Origin of the sequence: Paenibacillus polymyxa M1 (assembly GCF_000237325.1) — a bacterium.
Classification (GTDB): Bacteria; Bacillota; Bacilli; order Paenibacillales; family Paenibacillaceae; genus Paenibacillus; species Paenibacillus polymyxa_C.
Genome location: NC_017542.1, coordinates 1,136,389 through 1,151,887 on the forward strand (window position 1 = coordinate 1,136,389; position 15,499 = coordinate 1,151,887).

The following is a 15,499-nucleotide window of genomic DNA, read 5'->3' on the forward strand; positions in this document are numbered from 1 at the left end:
GCACTCTTTTCATGTTGAATGATTTATTTAAAAATATCAGCGAGAACTACGGCCATTTCTTTTCATGGAGTGATGTGGTAGGTACGCTTACTGACCCGGTGAGTTGGGGGATTATTGGAACTCTCATTTTGCTGGAAGGTCTTTTGTCGGCGGATAACGCCTTGGTTCTCGCAGTTATGGTTAAGCATTTACCGAAGGAGCAGCAAAAGAGAGCCTTATTTTACGGGATTTTAGGTGCGTATATATTCAGATTCCTGGCCATCGGCTTGGGTACATTCCTGATTAAGTTCACGCTGATTAAGGTACTGGGTGCGGCTTATCTGCTCTACATCGCTTATAAGGGCTTATTCAAGTCCGAGGGTGATGGAGAAGTGAAGAACAAACCTACTTCTTTCTGGAAAACCGTATTAATGGTCGAACTGATGGATATTGCCTTCAGTATTGACAGTGTCATTGCCGCTTTTGGTGTGAGCGAGAAAGTATGGGTTCTGTTCCTGGGTGGTATACTCGGCGTTCTGATGATGCGTGGTGTTGCACAAGTGTTCCTCAAGCTCATTGATAAATTTCCGGAACTGGAACAGACAGCCTTTATTATGATCGCCATTATCGGGGGTAAAATGCTGGCTGCTGCTTTTGGCTTTCACATGTCGCAAGTATTATTCTTCGGCATTTTGATTGCCGTCTTTGTAGGCACAATGATTCTTAGCTCGGCAAAAAGAAAGAAAAAGGCCGACAAAGAGGCTTAATGTACAAAGTATAGCGAAATCCCTCCTGAAACTAAGGGGGGATTTCTTTTATACCCGAGGCACAGGGCTTCAATCAGGCAAGAAAGAGCAAGAGGAGGGGAAGGGCCCTGAAATATTTTAATGATTTAACCTCTGAGGAAGTAGAAGCGATCTTTTGTACTCCACCGATGGAGTTTCATAACCGTTCACCCAAAAGTATATTGGCTTATGCCATAGGAGCGGCTTTGTACATGCCGGCGACTCGCTTGGAAGTAGCGGAAGAGATCAAGAATGGAAAGCATGAAGGACTAACAACGGTCATTCTGGATTTGGAGGATGCTATAGGGGATCAGCAGGTCGGACAGGCTGAAGAATCGCTGGCACAGCAACTGTTTCAACTATTGTCCTATGTACGGACAGGGATGATGAGTGAACAGCAATTACCTTTGCTGTTTGTACGTGTGCGATCTGTGGAACAGCTGGAACGACTGCTGAACAGTTTGGGAGAAGCCCTGGAGCTGCTTACGGGCTTTGTCCTCCCCAAGTTCTCCTCTGATAATGGACGGGCGTATTTTGCACTCATTGCTGAGTATAACCGGACTATGCATACAGGGGCAGGAGACGCAAGCCGCACGCCTGTGTTGTATGGATTGCCGATTCTTGAAAGCTCTAAAATTATTTATCGGGAAACCCGTTGGAAAGAGCTGCTGGCGATAAAAGAAATTTTGGACGAGGTTCAGGAATATGTGCTGAATGTACGAATTGGGGCTACTGATTTCTCCAGTCTGTATGGGCTGAGACGCAGCCCGGATATTACGATTTATGAGATTGCCGTCATTCGGGACTGCATCGCAGATATTATTAACTTGTTCGGACGCGTGGACTCGGACTATGTCATTTCCGGTCCTGTATGGGAATATTTCTCTCACCGGGAACGTATCTTTAAACCTCAATTAAGAGTGTCGCCTTTTGAAGACGCATTTGGGAAGCCGGGGCGCTACTTGCGAATGGACTTCATCTCAGATGCAGTGGATGGGCTGATTCGCGAAGTTATGATGGATAAAGAGAATGGGATTATTGGCAAAACGATTATTCATCCGTCCCACATTAAGCCGGTACAGGCCATGTATGCGGTGACCCATGAAGAGTATATGGATGCACTTGAGATTGTTGAACGTAACGACGGTAGTCTGGGTGTATTCAAGAGCACCTATGCCAACAAAATGAATGAAATTAAGCCTCATTTGAATTGGGCTTATCGTATTATAAATAGATCTAAAGTATACGGGGTGTTACATGAACAACAACATTTTGTCAGTCTCTTACCCAACCACGAAAACACATCTGCTGCCAATTCTGGAGCAGTTCAGCGTTAAAATTACGGAAACTCATAATCCATTCTGTCTTCCTGTGGACAAGCTGTTTGCGATGGCGGCACGGGTCAACAAAAAGCGTTCGTTTTTGTTTGTCAGCAAGGTGCTGGGCAAGCATATTCCGGTAAATCCATACACCTCTCTGTTAAGTGGGGCAGCACTGGCAATCCTGCTATATAAAGAGCTTGTCCCACAGTCAGGACAACAGATGGATAAACTGATTAGAGAGGCCGTTAGAGGACTTCTTGATTCGAATTATGCGAAAGAGGCCTATGAAAAGCTGATGGATGAACGTTTGTCTTTTGCTTTTCCAGAGCCAATCAAGTTTGTAGGTTTTGCCGAGACGGCTACAGCACTGGGGCACAGCATGTATCGGTTGTTTGATAACGGTGCTACATATATTCATACGACACGCGAGGATATTCCGGGCCTTCGGCCTATTATTCGGTTTGAAGAAGAGCATTCGCACGCTGTTGATCATCGTTGTTATGCACTGAATGAGGATGCTTTTGCTGGAGATGGACCCATTGTGCTGGTAGATGATGAGATTACGACAGGAAAAACAACGCTTAATATTATACGGGATATTCAGGAGCATTTTCCGCGCAAACAATATGTGATAGCTTCGTTATTGGACTGGCGGACAGACAGCGATGAGCAGGCTTTTGCCGATCTGGAAGCAGAGCTAGGTATTAGGATTACGCCTCTAAGTTTACTCAAAGGAAAGATAGAAATACAGGGAGCACCGATACTGGACCACACAGAATATGCCGGACAGACTGGAAACGCTGAGCATGCAGCCACTAGTACTGCGGAGGTTAACAAAGATTTTTCTGGAGTAGTTGACCACTGTCTTGAAAAGGATGCTTCCGCTTTTGAGCGAGTATCACATAGCTCCCTATCAACCGACGGGTACGCCAATACAACTCCTTATCTTAAATATACAGGTCGTTTTGGTCTACAATCCGCTGATAACCCAGCGCTGGATGCAGAAATCACGCGTACAGCTGAACGACTGAACCAACTTCGTTCAGGGCAACGCACACTGGTAATGGGTACGGGTGAATTCATGTACATTCCTATGCGCATTGCTGCGGAGTTAGGCCCGGATGTTTATTACCAATCGACGACACGCAGCCCGGTGTATCCCCACCGGGAAGAAGAGTATGGCGTCGCTTGTGGTGTGACCTATCCCTCGCCTGAGGACAGTACGGTAGGCAATTTTATTTATAATGTAGAGCCCGGTCAGTATGACGAAATATTCGTTTTGCTGGAAAGAGAGTCGGACCCAGAGCGAATGAAGCCCATGCTGGATGCATTGAGCTGTCTGGGCTGTGATAAAGTGCATGTCGTTTATTTTAACAGTTTAACTATGAAGGAGAGTAAAGGAGCGCGGATATGAAGCAAGCACTCATGGAGCAAATACAGCAGAAGAACATTCATCCGCCCGTACCGCTAGGCAGTTATCCTGCCTCGGATGTCACTTTTTTATTGAAGGATTTGAGCCGGGTTGCGTTGGAAAAAGGGACGGAGGATCGGGAAGAGGCGATACAGTCTGGAGTCCATTATTCAGAAATGCTGCCTGTGGAATACCAGCCCACAGCAGAGTATATTGGATTGTTTCACGAAACGCTTGCCCAATCTGCCCAAAAGGTTGCATTAGCGGCAGCTTCTGTGGCTGAGATGATTGTGAGAAAAAGAGGTCTGAACACGGCGATTGTTTCTCTTGCCAGAGCGGGAACGCCCATTGGCATCCTGATCAAGCGTTATATTGACTGGAAGTATGGCGTATCCTTGCCGCATTACAGTATTTCTATTATTCGTGGCAAAGGTATTGACCGGAATGCTATTTTGTACATTTTACAGCAGCATGGACTGGGGATTGAACTTCAGTTTGTCGATGGCTGGACGGGGAAAGGCGCCATTCGTCAGGTGTTGATCGAGGCCTGCCGTGAAATGAATGCAGATTACGGGCTACGCCTAAATGATGATCTGGCAGTGCTAGCCGATCCGGGCAGCTGCTCGGAGACCTTTGGTACACGAGAAGATTATTTGATCCCGAGCGCTTGTCTGAATTCAACCGTATCGGGTCTGATGAGCCGGACGGTACTTCGGGACGATCTGATAGGTGCGGACGATTTTCATGGGGCTAAATTTTATGAATCCTGGCGTTCAGTGGATCAATCCAATACGTTTGTGGATACGGTATCCGGTTACTTTCAATCCGTGGCTGAAACGGCGGCTGCATATGCGGAACAGATGACATTGAATCCGCCTGTCGTGACGTGGCAGGGCTTACGGGATATTGAGGCGATTCAGCAGGCATTTGGTATTCGGGATATCAATCTGGTCAAGCCGGGAGTGGGGGAGACGACTCGCGTATTGCTCCGCAGGGTGCCGTGGAAAATTCTGATTGACCGTGAAGATAATCCGAATCTTCAGCATATTATGCTGCTGGCCAAGGATCGTGGAGTGCCTGTAGAGGTATTTGAAGGATTGACCTATTCCTGTTGCGGGATCATCAAGCCGCTTAAAGGGGGACAAGAATGATCTACGCAAGTGATCTGGATCAGACACTGATTTATTCCAAACGTTCGCTTGGCGTGCCACTGGAGTCCCCTGGTCTGCTGCCTGCGGAACAGATCGACGGGGCGACGTCGGCCTTTATTTCTGCACAAGCTTTACAATGGCTCAAGACATTACCGGCAGATGTCATGTTTATGCCTGTGACGACTCGGACCATGGAACAGTATAGACGAATCACCGTGTTTCAGACGGAGCTGGTTCCCGCATATGCCGTGACGAGTAACGGCGGAAACATCATCGTCGGAGGCGAGGTGGACCGAGAGTGGAATCGGCGTATTCACGAACAAGTACGCCGCGATGGTGCTCATGCGGAAGAAGCACGTCAGGTGTTCGGACAGGTGCTGCATGAGGACTGGGTCGTAAGCGAGCGTTTTTGCGATGAACTATTTTATGCTTTCGTGATTGAACGGGATCGTATGCCGCTGGAACAGGTGCTGGAGAAGGCGCGGATGATGCATGAAATGGGCTGGGAGGTATCCATTCAAGGCCGTAAAGTGTATCTGGTGCCTGCGGCCGTGAATAAACAGGCAGCTGTGGAGCATATCCGCAACCTTACCAATGGGGGAGCTGTGGTTGCATCCGGTGACTCTTTACTGGACCGTTGTCTGCTGGATTATGCCGACTATGCGATTGCCCCGCGTCATGGTGAATTGTATCGGGAACAGCTGCGGGATAAGCTAGAGGTCAACTACCGATTTACGGAAGTGTCGGGGGTTTATGCAGCAGATGAAATTATGGAATATGTCTATGAAGTGCACGGGAGCATATCAGCGGCTCGTACTTCATGATTAAAATAGTAGGGGACGTGGCGCTGTGAAGAAGGTCAAAGTGTATTTTAACCGCTGGTTTTCGGTGGTGTATCATTATATGAACGCTATTCGTAACAATGAGGACGGTATTCCGTTCGAGATCTATGCCACACATTCGGACCCGCAGCACATGGCACTACAGGCCAGTGATGTAGCTGAAGTAGAGCCGCGCACGAGCGGTGTCGAGTATGCACAGTTTTGTGCTGATTTTTGCAGGCGACATGAAATTGATGTCTTTATTCCACGGTGGAATATGCTCGATATTAGCAAGCATCTTTATTTGTTCGACGATATTGGTACAGAAGTAATGGTGTGCCGGGATACCGAACTGCTGGAGCAATTGATGGAGAAGGACCTATTTTATGAATCCATTCGTCAAAAAGATATTGTCACCATTCCCGATTATGCCATTGCCAGTAATGCCGAGCAGTTTAGACAGGCGTATGAGTCATTAATAGCGCTTGGGCACAAGGTATGCTTCAAGCCATGTAATGCAGAAGGCGGAATGGGCTTTCGTATCATCGATAATGAACGCAATCCACTGGAGGAACTGTTCGGTCATGCGCTGAATCATATTTCGTTCGAGGAGGCCTATCGCGTATTGTCTTCCACAGAGACGTTTCCCAATTTGATGGTGATGGAACTGCTGGAGGGATACGAATACAGTATCGACTGCTTGGCTGACCGAAAGGGAAAATTGTTAGCAGCAGTTCCGCGTAGGAAGGCAGGAGGGCGATTACGGCTACTGGAGCAGCATTCTGAACTGTTGAAGGTGGCAGAGAAGGTCGCTGAGGCGTATCACATTCCGTACAATTATAACATTCAAGTGAAATATAACGGCGAGCGGGCTAAGCTATTAGAGATCAATCCACGGATGTCGGGAGGTCTTCATGTATCATGCTTGTCAGGTATCAATTTCCCTTACCTGGCGGTGAAATCGGCTTTGGGTCATGAAATCGGTTCACTACACCCGCAATACGACATTCTAGCTAGTCATATCGAGCAGCCGATCACGATACGCCAATCCTTACATTGACATAGGCAAATATTGTTTTCTACAATATGGTAAGGGTTTACGTCAGGAGGTACAAGCTATGACTTCTAAAATGTGGGGTGCCACGATTGCTGTGGTCAGCTACCTGATTGCGCTTTTACTAAGTTCTTGGTTGCCGTTGTTTGTGTGTTTGGCGATTCCGATCATTGGTCTGGGAGGATATAGCCTTATCATGGCTGTTCGCCATCCTCGACCTAATCTGACTGGTTCCGTGATTCCGGTGGTGCAGGAGCAGGTCGGTGAGACACAGCAGCATGAAAAGGAAGATGCCGTTCGACCGGAGTCTATAACAGGACAAGTACGTCAACCAGGTCAGGTGAGCAGTGAATTTGCTCAGGTGATGGAGTATTTGGAGGTACTGGAGGATATGGTGATCTCCGAGGGACAGAAAGATGCGCTAGATAACGAGATTGTCGAGAAGGCGCTGGCTCTATTTGCACGTTTGCAGCGGGTCATCCCGCTTTTGCATGAATTGAACAACAGTGAAGTGAATCACACGGTTCGGAGATTGATTTTGAAGGACTTGAACGGACTGATTAACCCGTTTCTTCGGCTTAGTGGCGATGCGAAACGGACCAACCGGAGGACGCTACTAAACGGATTGCGAGATGTGGATAGCAAAATATCTGTGATTGTATCCACGGTGGAGCATAAGGATCTGATGGAATTACAGAGCAAAGCAGAGCTTATTCACCAGCGATACAGCAGTTCCGAACTGTAGGTTACTTTAAAGAATAAAAATCAGCAGCATAGCTGCTCTGAACAATAACTATTAGCTCTCAGCAACAGTTATTTTCAGAATAGGAGGTTAGCATGATGGCGACCCCATGGGCTGAATTGAGAAAAGAAGATGAACAAAAGGTGACTGAGGAGGCTTCGCAGCTGATTCAAAAGGTATCGCAAAGCGATGTTATGAGTCTGGATACCTTAATGGATGACATTGGTAAGCTGGGGGTTAAAACGCAGGAACGGGCGGGACAAACCCTTAAAATGTTGGATCGTCCGGTAAACGACCTCATGTCCGGTGATCGGGCTGAGGTCTCGAATATGATCTTAAAACTCCGAGATGAATGCGAAACGCTTCAGCAAAGTAAAGATGTAGGTTTTTTTGGCAAGCTCCTGCGTAAAAGTCCGTTGAAAAACTACATTTATAAGTATCAGTCGGTGAAGACCAACATCGAAAAAATCATTACTGCCTTGAGAAATGGCAAGGATAATTTGGAAGAAAACATCGTCAGCATGAGACAGTTGAAGAAGGCTTCCATTGAAGAAATCTACAATTTGCAGACGAAGATTGCCTTTGGTAATCGCTTGAAAGAGCTGTTCGAAGCCGAGATTGCCAAGCCGGAAAATGAAAATCGCAAGCCTCATCTGGAGCGGGGATTGCGCAAAGTAGTTACTCGTACACAGTCGATGACTGAAATGATCCTGTTATACAATCAGGCCATTGCAGCAACGGATATTATTAATGATAACAATGATAAACTAATTGATTCTGTCAATAATGCGATTGATAAAACATCGAATCTAATCACCGTATCGGCTATGATCGCGATGGCACTGGCCGATCAAGATAAAATTATTTCAGCCGTTGATGCGACTAACCGTACGATTGAGGATCAATTCAAGGAAAATGCAAAGCTTCTCAAAACGACGACCGAAAGAACGACAGATCTGCTTAGCAAGCCATCGATGTCATTGGAAGCTGTGAATCAGGCGATTGGCGATTTGGTATCTGCTTTGGATCTGTCTGAAAAATCAAACCGTCGGATTATTGAAAGCTGCCATGATTATACAAGTAAAATGACAGCAATCAATACCAACCTTAGCCAACGTTTGGGCATCGAAGGGAAAGAACAATCCAAACCACTGAAGGATAACCATTCTTCTGAGGGTCTAAGTTCGTTTTTGAACTAGCTATTATACAATAATATAATAATCTATGAAAAAAGACGCCAGGGTGAGTCCCAAGGGCGTCTTTCTTTGGTTTGGCAGCGGACAATAAAGGACATGATGAACATATATAGCATTCTCGTGCATAAACTCTTAAAAAGTGAACTGACAAAGGAGAGAATGAGCGTATGATGTCCTTTATTTTAGGGTGTGTGATTGTCTTTTTACTCGTGGCTGCCAGTAGCGAAAAAGCAGACTCTATTGTGGAGTTAAATGAAACTGTGAAATAAAATTTTTTATTGAAAATCATGCATTTTCTGATAGGATAGAGTTAAATATTGGAATCCCAAAGGAGAATGCATGCTGGAATTTTCATTTGAAATCATCGATGAATCGAAAATCAACATTGTATATCAGTATGGGAGCAGTAGCTTCAATTTTAATTTATTTTTTAATTACGGTGTGTGGACGCTGCATCCCTTTGATGGGATTCTGTTGCAGAACAAGGAAATGTGCCGTCTGATCGTTACAGATCTGTTTAAGAACAAAGATTTTCATGTCATGCTGGCACGCGAAAATATTTTATTGTCAACCCTGCGTACCTCTATTGACCTCAATCCCGAAACTCGGGGAGAGCGATATCAGGAACAGGAATTTGATGAGCTGTCTGAATTTGCTGAGACACACAGCTTTGAAGATGTGCTGCAAATCGAGCAGGATTCTGTCCGCGAACGTATCGATTTTTTCCAAAACATCATCCAAAGGATGTATATGGAAGGATTCGGACCGGAAGACAATGATTTTAACAAAGTGCAAGCTATCCTCCGCATTTATAAGGCTGCACATGACCAACTCGGAGAATTGAGCGACTTTCCCCTAAGTGGCGACGAGCGACGACGCAGATGGTAGATTAAATGGACTAGTGAAAACATCATAGAGGAGCGTGGGGAACATGAGCGGTATTTCTTTACTTAAAAAGAATGCGCAATTGGTACTGACTAAAAAGAATCTAACGAATGTGACCGCGAGAGTTGGATTAGTGCTCGATATTTCAGGATCTATGAGAAGTTTGTACAAAAATGGTACCGTTCAAAAAGTGTTGGAGCGAATTGTTGCGGTAGCAAGTTCTTTGGATGATGATGGTGTACTGGATGTATGGGTGTATGATCACCGTTTTTCACGGTTGCCATCCGTTACCGAAAATGACGTTGACAACTATGTTGAAAAACATATTTTGTCCAATGATTATTTGCCCAAGTTTGGTCGAAATGATGAGCCTCCAGTGATGCGCGATGTCATCGCCAGGTACACCAAGGAAGAACCCTCTTCAGATCCGGCTTTTGTTATTTTTATTAATGATGGCGGTGTGAAGCGTGGAAAAGGGGACAATATTGACAACGCAGTCATTGATTCATCAGGAGAGCCAATTTTCTGGCAATTTATCGGTGTGGGTGAATCCGATTTTGGCGTATTAAAGAAGCTCGACAACATAGAAGATCGTGTGGTAGATAACGCCAATTTCTTTCAAATACAAGATATCGAATCTATGGAAGACAATCAACTGTACGAACTATTACTTAACGAGTTCCCGTCATGGCTGCAAGAAGCGAAGGAAAAGCATATTTATTAAGGCTAATAAGTCTTGTACTATGAGAAACTTTTCAAAGTTAATATAAAAAATGAAAAAAGAGAGAGCTCTGCTAGCATACGCTTTGCGGAACTCTCTCTTTTCATTTTACCAATCACTAAAACATGTAGAAGCTCTATTGGCGGTTGCTAGCGGAGCGGGCAGAATTGTTCTGGAGAAGCGAAACGTTCGGAAGAACAATCTGCACGCGCAGCGTCCACCAACCGCAAGAAAGCTTCTCATTTCCTTAACTCATCCCCATTAATACTATCGAGCAAAGTAAAAGTCCCGTCCCGCACCCCGAAGTATATACCTTGAGGTGGCGGAACATGGATGTTTTCCAGGCAGACAGAGATTCATCGGAACGCAAACGTTCATTTTCCTCCTGTAATGCCTTGGATTGACGAATGAACAACTGCCCCATGTCGGCAAATCCCCGCAGAAAGAGGGTGAGAAAGCCACTTTGCAGAACATGGAAGATCGCACCAATCACCAAGCCCAGCAATCCTAACAGAAATAGCAGATTTGCGGTAGCCAGGTTTTCACGACCATACATGAGATGGGGTGCGGCGTATAAAAATCCTAAGGTACCGACAATCAGGGCAGTGATCCCGAAACGTAAAATCATTATTTTTCGACCCGTTTTGCAAAACGTAGATCTGGGTTCGAACGAGCATCAAATACGATGCCTTGAATTTTAGGGCTGATTAATGCGGTATCCGCAGAGAACTGGATCGGAATAATCGGCAGATCTTCCATCAATACGTCTTCTGCCTGATGAAGCTGTTCAAAGCGTTTTGCCGGATCAAGCTCAAAGGTTGAAGATTCGATCAGCTTGTCATACTCCGAGTTGCTCCAGTTGGTAAAGTTGTTCGAATTTTTGGAAGTATAGTGTCCCAATACGCCAAGCGGATCAAGGAAGTTTCCTTCCCAGCCCATACGGGCGATCTGGAAGTTCTTTTGTTTAAAGGTATCAATGTATGTTTTCCATTCCTGATTCTCCAGCGTCACTTCAACGCCCAGGTTCGTTTTTAGCATTTCTTGAATGGCTTCAGCTACTTTTTTATGCTTGTCCGACGTGTTGTACTTGAAGGTGATCGGTGGCAGCTTGGTCAAACCTTCTTCTTTCAGTCCTTCAGCCAGCAATTGTTTTGCTTTTGCTGCATCAAACTCATAGTATTTTTTCGGCGCTTCATCACGGAAGTCTTTGCCAGACGGTGTTGTCGTTCCGTATGGAACATAGCCGTATGCAGGAGTTTCGCCACCTTTGGTTACGTTGGTAGCCAGTGCTTCACGGTCAATGGCGTAGGCAATGGCCTGTCTGATTTTTTTATTGTCAAATGGCTTTTGTTTTACGTTGAAAGAATACGTGTACACACTGAAGGATGGGTGCGACAGGAATTCCTTGCTGCTCTTTTCCTGATCCAGTGTATCCACAGGGAGGCTCAAGATCAGATCCAGATCGCCTGTTTTGTACATTTGATAATAGGTTGTGGAGTCTTGAACCATTTTAAAGTTAATCGTTGCCATTGTAATGGCATCTTTGTTCCAGTATTGATCGTTTTTCGTCAGCGTAATTTGCTCGTTATGTTTCCATTCCTTGGCTACATACGCGCCGTTGCCGACAATCGTGTTAGCTTCTGCTGCCCATTTGTCGCTTTTCTCCACAACAGCTTGGTTCACGGGTAAATAGGCGTGACCGACAGCAATCGTTGGGAAGAAGCTCAGCGGTGATTTTAGCTCAACGACAAGCGTTTTATCATCTTTAGCTGTAACACCTACATCTTCAATTTTACCTTTGCCTGTGTTGTACGCTTCGGCACCTTTGATGTAGTAGAGGGCAGAAGGATCGTAGGCAGCCGTTTTCGGATTCAGGACCCGTTTCCAGGAGTATTCAAAATCCTTAGCTGTCAGCGGGTCACCATTCGACCATTTTGCGCCGTCACGAATGGTAAAGGTGTATGTTTTGCCGTCAGGAGACACGTCTACTTTGCTGGCAGCACCTTCTACGATTTTACCGGCTTTGTCGTATGTATACAGCCCTTCATACAGGTTATCAATGACAAAATAGGACGTTGTATCTGATGCGAAGGCAGGGTCCAGCGTATAAGGCTCGCCACCTGCCAGATTGGCTGTAATTTCTTGCGGGACATCTGCTTGAGACGCAGCGGACGAGTCGTTGCTTGCTGTCTTGTCTGCAGTGCTAGAGCATCCTGCCAAAGCCGTTACGGCTAAAAGTAAGATGATCGTCATCCAATGCATTTTTTTCATCGTGGTTTTCCTCCATTATTATGGTTAGTTAAACGATCAGCCGGGATTTATTCAACCTCCTTTCCGGCAGGTATGCCGCGTGTGCACACTTCCATAAAGGAACTGCCGTTTTTTCTGCGGTTAGGCGAGAAGCTGCGGATCATGGTGACACCCCTCCTTGTCCAATTTGGATATCTGTGTTGTTAATGCTGTGAACGCGGGTCAAGTGCATCCTGAAGCCCGTCTCCAAGTGTGTTGAACGCCAGCATGGTGAGCGATATCATCAGACCGGGGAAGAATAAGCGCCACCATTGACCGCTTAAAATAACGCCGAGCGAGTCGTTGGCCATTGTTCCCCAGCTTGCTGAAGGTGACTGAATCCCCAGACCGAGAAAACTCAGGAACGATTCGGCAAAGATAGCCGACGGAATAGTGAATGTCAGGTTCACGATTATGATGGCCGCTGCATTCGGCAGTAGATGCCTGAAAATAATGCGTGAATGAGATGTCCCCAAGCTGCGGGCGGCCAGCACATATTCCTGCTGCTTGAGCTGTAGGATTTGCCCACGTACCACCCGAGCCATGCCGACCCATCCGGTAATAGATAGAGCAATAATCATCGTGAGCAGGCCGGGCTTCATAATGACGAGCAACAGAATGATGACCAGCAGATAAGGAATGCTGTACAAAATTTCAATAATACGCATCAGGACATTGTCGATTCGGTCGCCCGTTTTACCATGTCCCGCACAATAACCAGCTACACAGCCGACGAGAATGCCAAGCAACAAATCAATGGCAGCAGCAGCAAAACCAATCATAAGTGAAATTCTAGCTCCGGCCCATGTCCGTGCCCATACGTCTCTCCCCAGATCATCAGTGCCAAACCAATGCTCTTTCGAAGGAGAGAGATTCGTTTTCAAAAGGGATTGATCACTGGGTGCATAAGGAACCATGGAAGGTCCGACAATCGCCAGCACAATAATAATGATAAGTAGAGAAAGCCCCAACAGAGCAAGCTTGTTGTTAAAAAGTCTGCGAAGCCGATCCCGCCATGGTGACTCTTGGGGTCTGGTCAACGTGGGGGTGGGTATCTGGCTGCGGTCTACAAGACTAAACAGACTGTCCTTTTCGACAGTAGGTGCTGCTTTCATGTTAATCTCCTTTGCTGACTAATTTGATTCGCGGATCGACAAGGCGATAGGATATATCAATTAAAAATAAGGTAACGACCAGAATGGCACTGTAGAAAATGGTCGTACCCATAATGACTGGATAATCCCGGTTAAAGATACTGTCTACGAAATATTTACCGATGCCTGGAATGGCGAATATTTTTTCGACGACAAAGGTACCTGTAATCACAGAAGCGAATAGCGGTCCGATAAAGGACAGCACCGGAATTAATGCATTACGTAGTCCGTGACGAATGACTATTGCCCAAGAGGACAATCCTTTCGCTTTGGCGGTGCGTATGTATTCCTCATGCATGACTTCCAGCATACTTGTCCGCATAAAACGGGCGATAACAGCAAGAGGTGAAACAGCGAGAGCTAGCGATGGAAGCACCGTGTGCTGCCAGGTTCCCCATGAGGCGACCGGAAGCAGATGCCATTTGACGGCAACATACTTGATTAACAATGGCGCTAATATGAAGCTGGGGACGGAAATACCCACAATGGCGATAAACATTGAAATATAATCCAGTGGTCGATTATGGTGTAAAGCAGCCAATGTTCCGAGTGAAATACCGGCTATAATCGCAACCACGATGGATTGAATACCCAGCAGTGCAGAAGGTGGAAAGCCTCTGGCGATAAGCATATTTACGTCGGTTGTTTTCGATTGAATAGACGGTCCCATATCCAGCACAAGCAGATTTTTGAGATACAATACATACTGCACAGCGAGCGGCTTGTCCAGATTGTACCTAGCACGCATGTTTTGCAATACAGCCTCCGGAATAGTCTTGGAATCGTTCGAGAACGGATCACCCGGAATGATGTGCATGATAATAAACGTTAAAGTGACGATAATCCATAACGTAATGAGCATCGTGAAAAGACGTTTTAAAATGTACATGGGACTTTATTTCTCCTGTCTATCAAGCTGATTTACATTCTATTATTGCTGAATCTTTGAAAATAAATAAAAGTATATAAGAATACTAGGAAATGATAAAACGGATAAGGTAACATGTCAAGGTAAGGTTTTACATTATAGAACACAGGTCAAATTTTCGTCACAAGTTTTCCATTTTTATAAGGCTAAGAATCCGCTGATTCCTCTCGACGAGTATCCTGCGGTATGTTATGATGATACTCTGATAACGTGTTAACGAACTAAAGCGTTTGCCACCTGTTCTTGAATATGGGGGTCACCATTGTTGGAGGGGAATAAGATGAGAAAAGCAGCCATGTTTACGATGATGATTGGTTTGATTATGATCGTGTTGGCCGGATGTTCCGGCGGTAAAGATAACAGCAAGTTGATTATTGGAATTGATGATAAATTCGCGCCGATGGGCTTTAGAGATGAAAATAATGAGCTGACCGGTTTTGATATTGATTATGCGAAGGCGGCCGGGGAACAAATGGGCAAGCAAGTGGAATTCCAGCCGATCGACTGGTCTGCCAAAGAATCCGAGCTGAACAGTGGACGTATTGATCTCATTTGGAATGGATACACCATTACAGATGAGCGTAAGGAAAAGGTGCTGTTCACAAAACCATATCTGAAAAATAGTCAGGTCATTGTCGTTCCAGCTACCTCCAGTCTTTCCAAGCTGGCTGATCTGGCGGGCAAAACGGTGGGCCTCCAAACGTTGTCCTCAGCAGCCGACGCACTAGATGCGAATCCGATCAAAAGTAAATTGAAGTCAGTGTCGGAGTACCCGGATAACGTTCTTGCTTTGACAGATCTGAAAACTGGTCGCCTGGATGCAGTTGTCATTGATGAAGTTGTTGCCAAGTATTATATGTCCAAGGAACAAGGGACGTATAAGCTGCTTGATGAATCACTGGCTCCTGAGGAATATGGCATCGGCGTGAAAAAGGGGAATGAAGAGCTGTTGACGCAACTGCAATCTGCTTTGGATGAGCTGCACAAGAACGGAAAAGCGGCTGAGATTTCAAAAAAATGGTTCGGTGAAGATAAAGTATTAAATTAATACGTAATGTAAT

Annotated in this window: 15 protein-coding genes; 11 read left to right on the top strand and 4 right to left on the bottom strand. The window is 45.7% G+C overall.

Annotated features, from left to right (window positions below; translation table 11 throughout):
* The first annotated feature begins 11 nt into the window (after positions 1 to 11).
* From PPM_RS04915 to PPM_RS04960, 10 genes are all read left to right on the top strand, one after another.
* Positions 12 to 746 carry a TerC family protein gene (locus PPM_RS04915; RefSeq protein ID WP_013369621.1) on the top strand — a complete coding sequence of 245 codons (735 nt, stop codon included), beginning with the start codon at positions 12 to 14 and terminating at the stop codon, positions 744 to 746.
* A gap of 167 nt (positions 747 to 913) precedes the next feature.
* Positions 914 to 2,101, top strand: a complete 1,188-nt coding sequence (locus PPM_RS04920; RefSeq protein WP_013369622.1) for an HpcH/HpaI aldolase/citrate lyase family protein — start codon at positions 914 to 916, stop codon at positions 2,099 to 2,101.
* 52 nt (positions 2,102 to 2,153) lie between these two features.
* Positions 2,154 to 3,500, top strand: coding sequence for a phosphoribosyltransferase family protein (locus tag PPM_RS04925; RefSeq protein ID WP_043886090.1), 1,347 nt, complete (start codon positions 2,154 to 2,156; stop codon positions 3,498 to 3,500).
* Positions 3,497 to 4,648, top strand: a complete 1,152-nt coding sequence (locus tag PPM_RS04930; RefSeq protein WP_013369624.1) for a cysteine protease StiP family protein — start codon at positions 3,497 to 3,499, stop codon at positions 4,646 to 4,648. The genes PPM_RS04925 and PPM_RS04930 overlap by 4 nt, the downstream gene beginning before the upstream one ends.
* Entirely contained in the window at positions 4,645 to 5,472 is an 828-nt protein-coding gene (locus PPM_RS04935; protein ID WP_013369625.1) for an HAD family hydrolase, read from the top strand. The genes PPM_RS04930 and PPM_RS04935 overlap by 4 nt, the downstream gene beginning before the upstream one ends.
* A gap of 25 nt (positions 5,473 to 5,497) precedes the next feature.
* Positions 5,498 to 6,529: an ATP-grasp domain-containing protein gene (locus PPM_RS04940; protein ID WP_013369626.1), complete on the top strand. Its 1,032-nt coding sequence runs from the start codon at positions 5,498 to 5,500 to the stop codon at positions 6,527 to 6,529.
* A gap of 58 nt (positions 6,530 to 6,587) precedes the next feature.
* Entirely contained in the window at positions 6,588 to 7,268 is a 681-nt protein-coding gene (locus tag PPM_RS04945; RefSeq protein WP_013369627.1) for a hypothetical protein, read from the top strand.
* A gap of 95 nt (positions 7,269 to 7,363) precedes the next feature.
* Entirely contained in the window at positions 7,364 to 8,464 is a 1,101-nt protein-coding gene (locus PPM_RS04950; protein WP_043885884.1) for a toxic anion resistance protein, read from the top strand.
* A gap of 336 nt (positions 8,465 to 8,800) precedes the next feature.
* Positions 8,801 to 9,349 (top strand): hypothetical protein, encoded by a 549-nt coding sequence (locus PPM_RS04955; protein WP_013369629.1) that lies wholly within the window; start codon positions 8,801 to 8,803, stop codon positions 9,347 to 9,349.
* A 43-nt stretch (positions 9,350 to 9,392) separates the two neighbouring features.
* Positions 9,393 to 10,070, top strand: a complete 678-nt coding sequence (locus PPM_RS04960) for a vWA domain-containing protein (protein WP_013369630.1) — start codon at positions 9,393 to 9,395, stop codon at positions 10,068 to 10,070.
* Between the two features lie 244 nt (positions 10,071 to 10,314).
* On the opposite strand, the gene PPM_RS04965 is transcribed toward PPM_RS04960, so the two are convergent.
* The 4 genes from PPM_RS04965 to PPM_RS04980 form a co-directional block, all read right to left on the bottom strand.
* Entirely contained in the window at positions 10,315 to 10,695 is a 381-nt protein-coding gene (locus PPM_RS04965; RefSeq protein ID WP_013369631.1) for a DUF3899 domain-containing protein, read from the bottom strand.
* A complete protein-coding gene (locus PPM_RS04970) occupies positions 10,695 to 12,338 on the bottom strand; it encodes a peptide ABC transporter substrate-binding protein (protein ID WP_013369632.1) in 1,644 nt (547 codons plus the stop codon). Before PPM_RS04970 ends, PPM_RS04965 begins: the two co-directional genes overlap by 1 nt.
* 182 nt (positions 12,339 to 12,520) lie before the next feature.
* Positions 12,521 to 13,471: an ABC transporter permease gene (locus tag PPM_RS04975; protein ID WP_013369633.1), complete on the bottom strand. Its 951-nt coding sequence runs from the start codon at positions 13,469 to 13,471 to the stop codon at positions 12,521 to 12,523.
* Position 13,472: 1 nt separating this feature from the next.
* The gene (locus PPM_RS04980; protein WP_013369634.1) at positions 13,473 to 14,399 is read right to left on the bottom strand and encodes an ABC transporter permease; all 927 of its coding nucleotides are present in this window, start codon (positions 14,397 to 14,399) and stop codon (positions 13,473 to 13,475) included.
* A 319-nt stretch (positions 14,400 to 14,718) separates the two neighbouring features.
* Here PPM_RS04980 and PPM_RS04985 point away from each other — a divergent pair, with 319 nt between their 5' ends.
* Complete coding sequence (locus PPM_RS04985) at positions 14,719 to 15,486, top strand: amino acid ABC transporter substrate-binding protein (protein WP_013369635.1); 768 nt, start codon at positions 14,719 to 14,721, stop codon at positions 15,484 to 15,486.
* The last annotated feature ends 13 nt before the right edge of the window (positions 15,487 to 15,499 follow it).

Bases quoted from the DNA above. Each gene is read 5' to 3' on its own strand.
- PPM_RS04915 (WP_013369621.1), top strand. From the start codon at position 12: ATGTTGAATGATTTATTTAAAAATATCAGCGAGAACTACGGCCATTTC.
- PPM_RS04920 (WP_013369622.1), top strand. From the start codon at position 914: ATGGAGTTTCATAACCGTTCACCCAAAAGTATATTGGCTTATGCCATA.
- PPM_RS04925 (WP_043886090.1), top strand. From the start codon at position 2,154: ATGGCGGCACGGGTCAACAAAAAGCGTTCGTTTTTGTTTGTCAGCAAG.
- PPM_RS04930 (WP_013369624.1), top strand. From the start codon at position 3,497: ATGAAGCAAGCACTCATGGAGCAAATACAGCAGAAGAACATTCATCCG.
- PPM_RS04935 (WP_013369625.1), top strand. From the start codon at position 4,645: ATGATCTACGCAAGTGATCTGGATCAGACACTGATTTATTCCAAACGT.
- PPM_RS04945 (WP_013369627.1), top strand. From the start codon at position 6,588: ATGACTTCTAAAATGTGGGGTGCCACGATTGCTGTGGTCAGCTACCTG.
- PPM_RS04950 (WP_043885884.1), top strand. From the start codon at position 7,364: ATGGCGACCCCATGGGCTGAATTGAGAAAAGAAGATGAACAAAAGGTG.
- PPM_RS04955 (WP_013369629.1), top strand. From the start codon at position 8,801: ATGCTGGAATTTTCATTTGAAATCATCGATGAATCGAAAATCAACATT.
- PPM_RS04960 (WP_013369630.1), top strand. From the start codon at position 9,393: ATGAGCGGTATTTCTTTACTTAAAAAGAATGCGCAATTGGTACTGACT.
- PPM_RS04965 (WP_013369631.1), bottom strand. From the start codon at position 10,695: ATGATTTTACGTTTCGGGATCACTGCCCTGATTGTCGGTACCTTAGGA.
- PPM_RS04970 (WP_013369632.1), bottom strand. From the start codon at position 12,338: ATGAAAAAAATGCATTGGATGACGATCATCTTACTTTTAGCCGTAACG.
- PPM_RS04975 (WP_013369633.1), bottom strand. From the start codon at position 13,471: ATGAAAGCAGCACCTACTGTCGAAAAGGACAGTCTGTTTAGTCTTGTA.
- PPM_RS04980 (WP_013369634.1), bottom strand. From the start codon at position 14,399: ATGTACATTTTAAAACGTCTTTTCACGATGCTCATTACGTTATGGATT.
- PPM_RS04985 (WP_013369635.1), top strand. From the start codon at position 14,719: ATGAGAAAAGCAGCCATGTTTACGATGATGATTGGTTTGATTATGATC.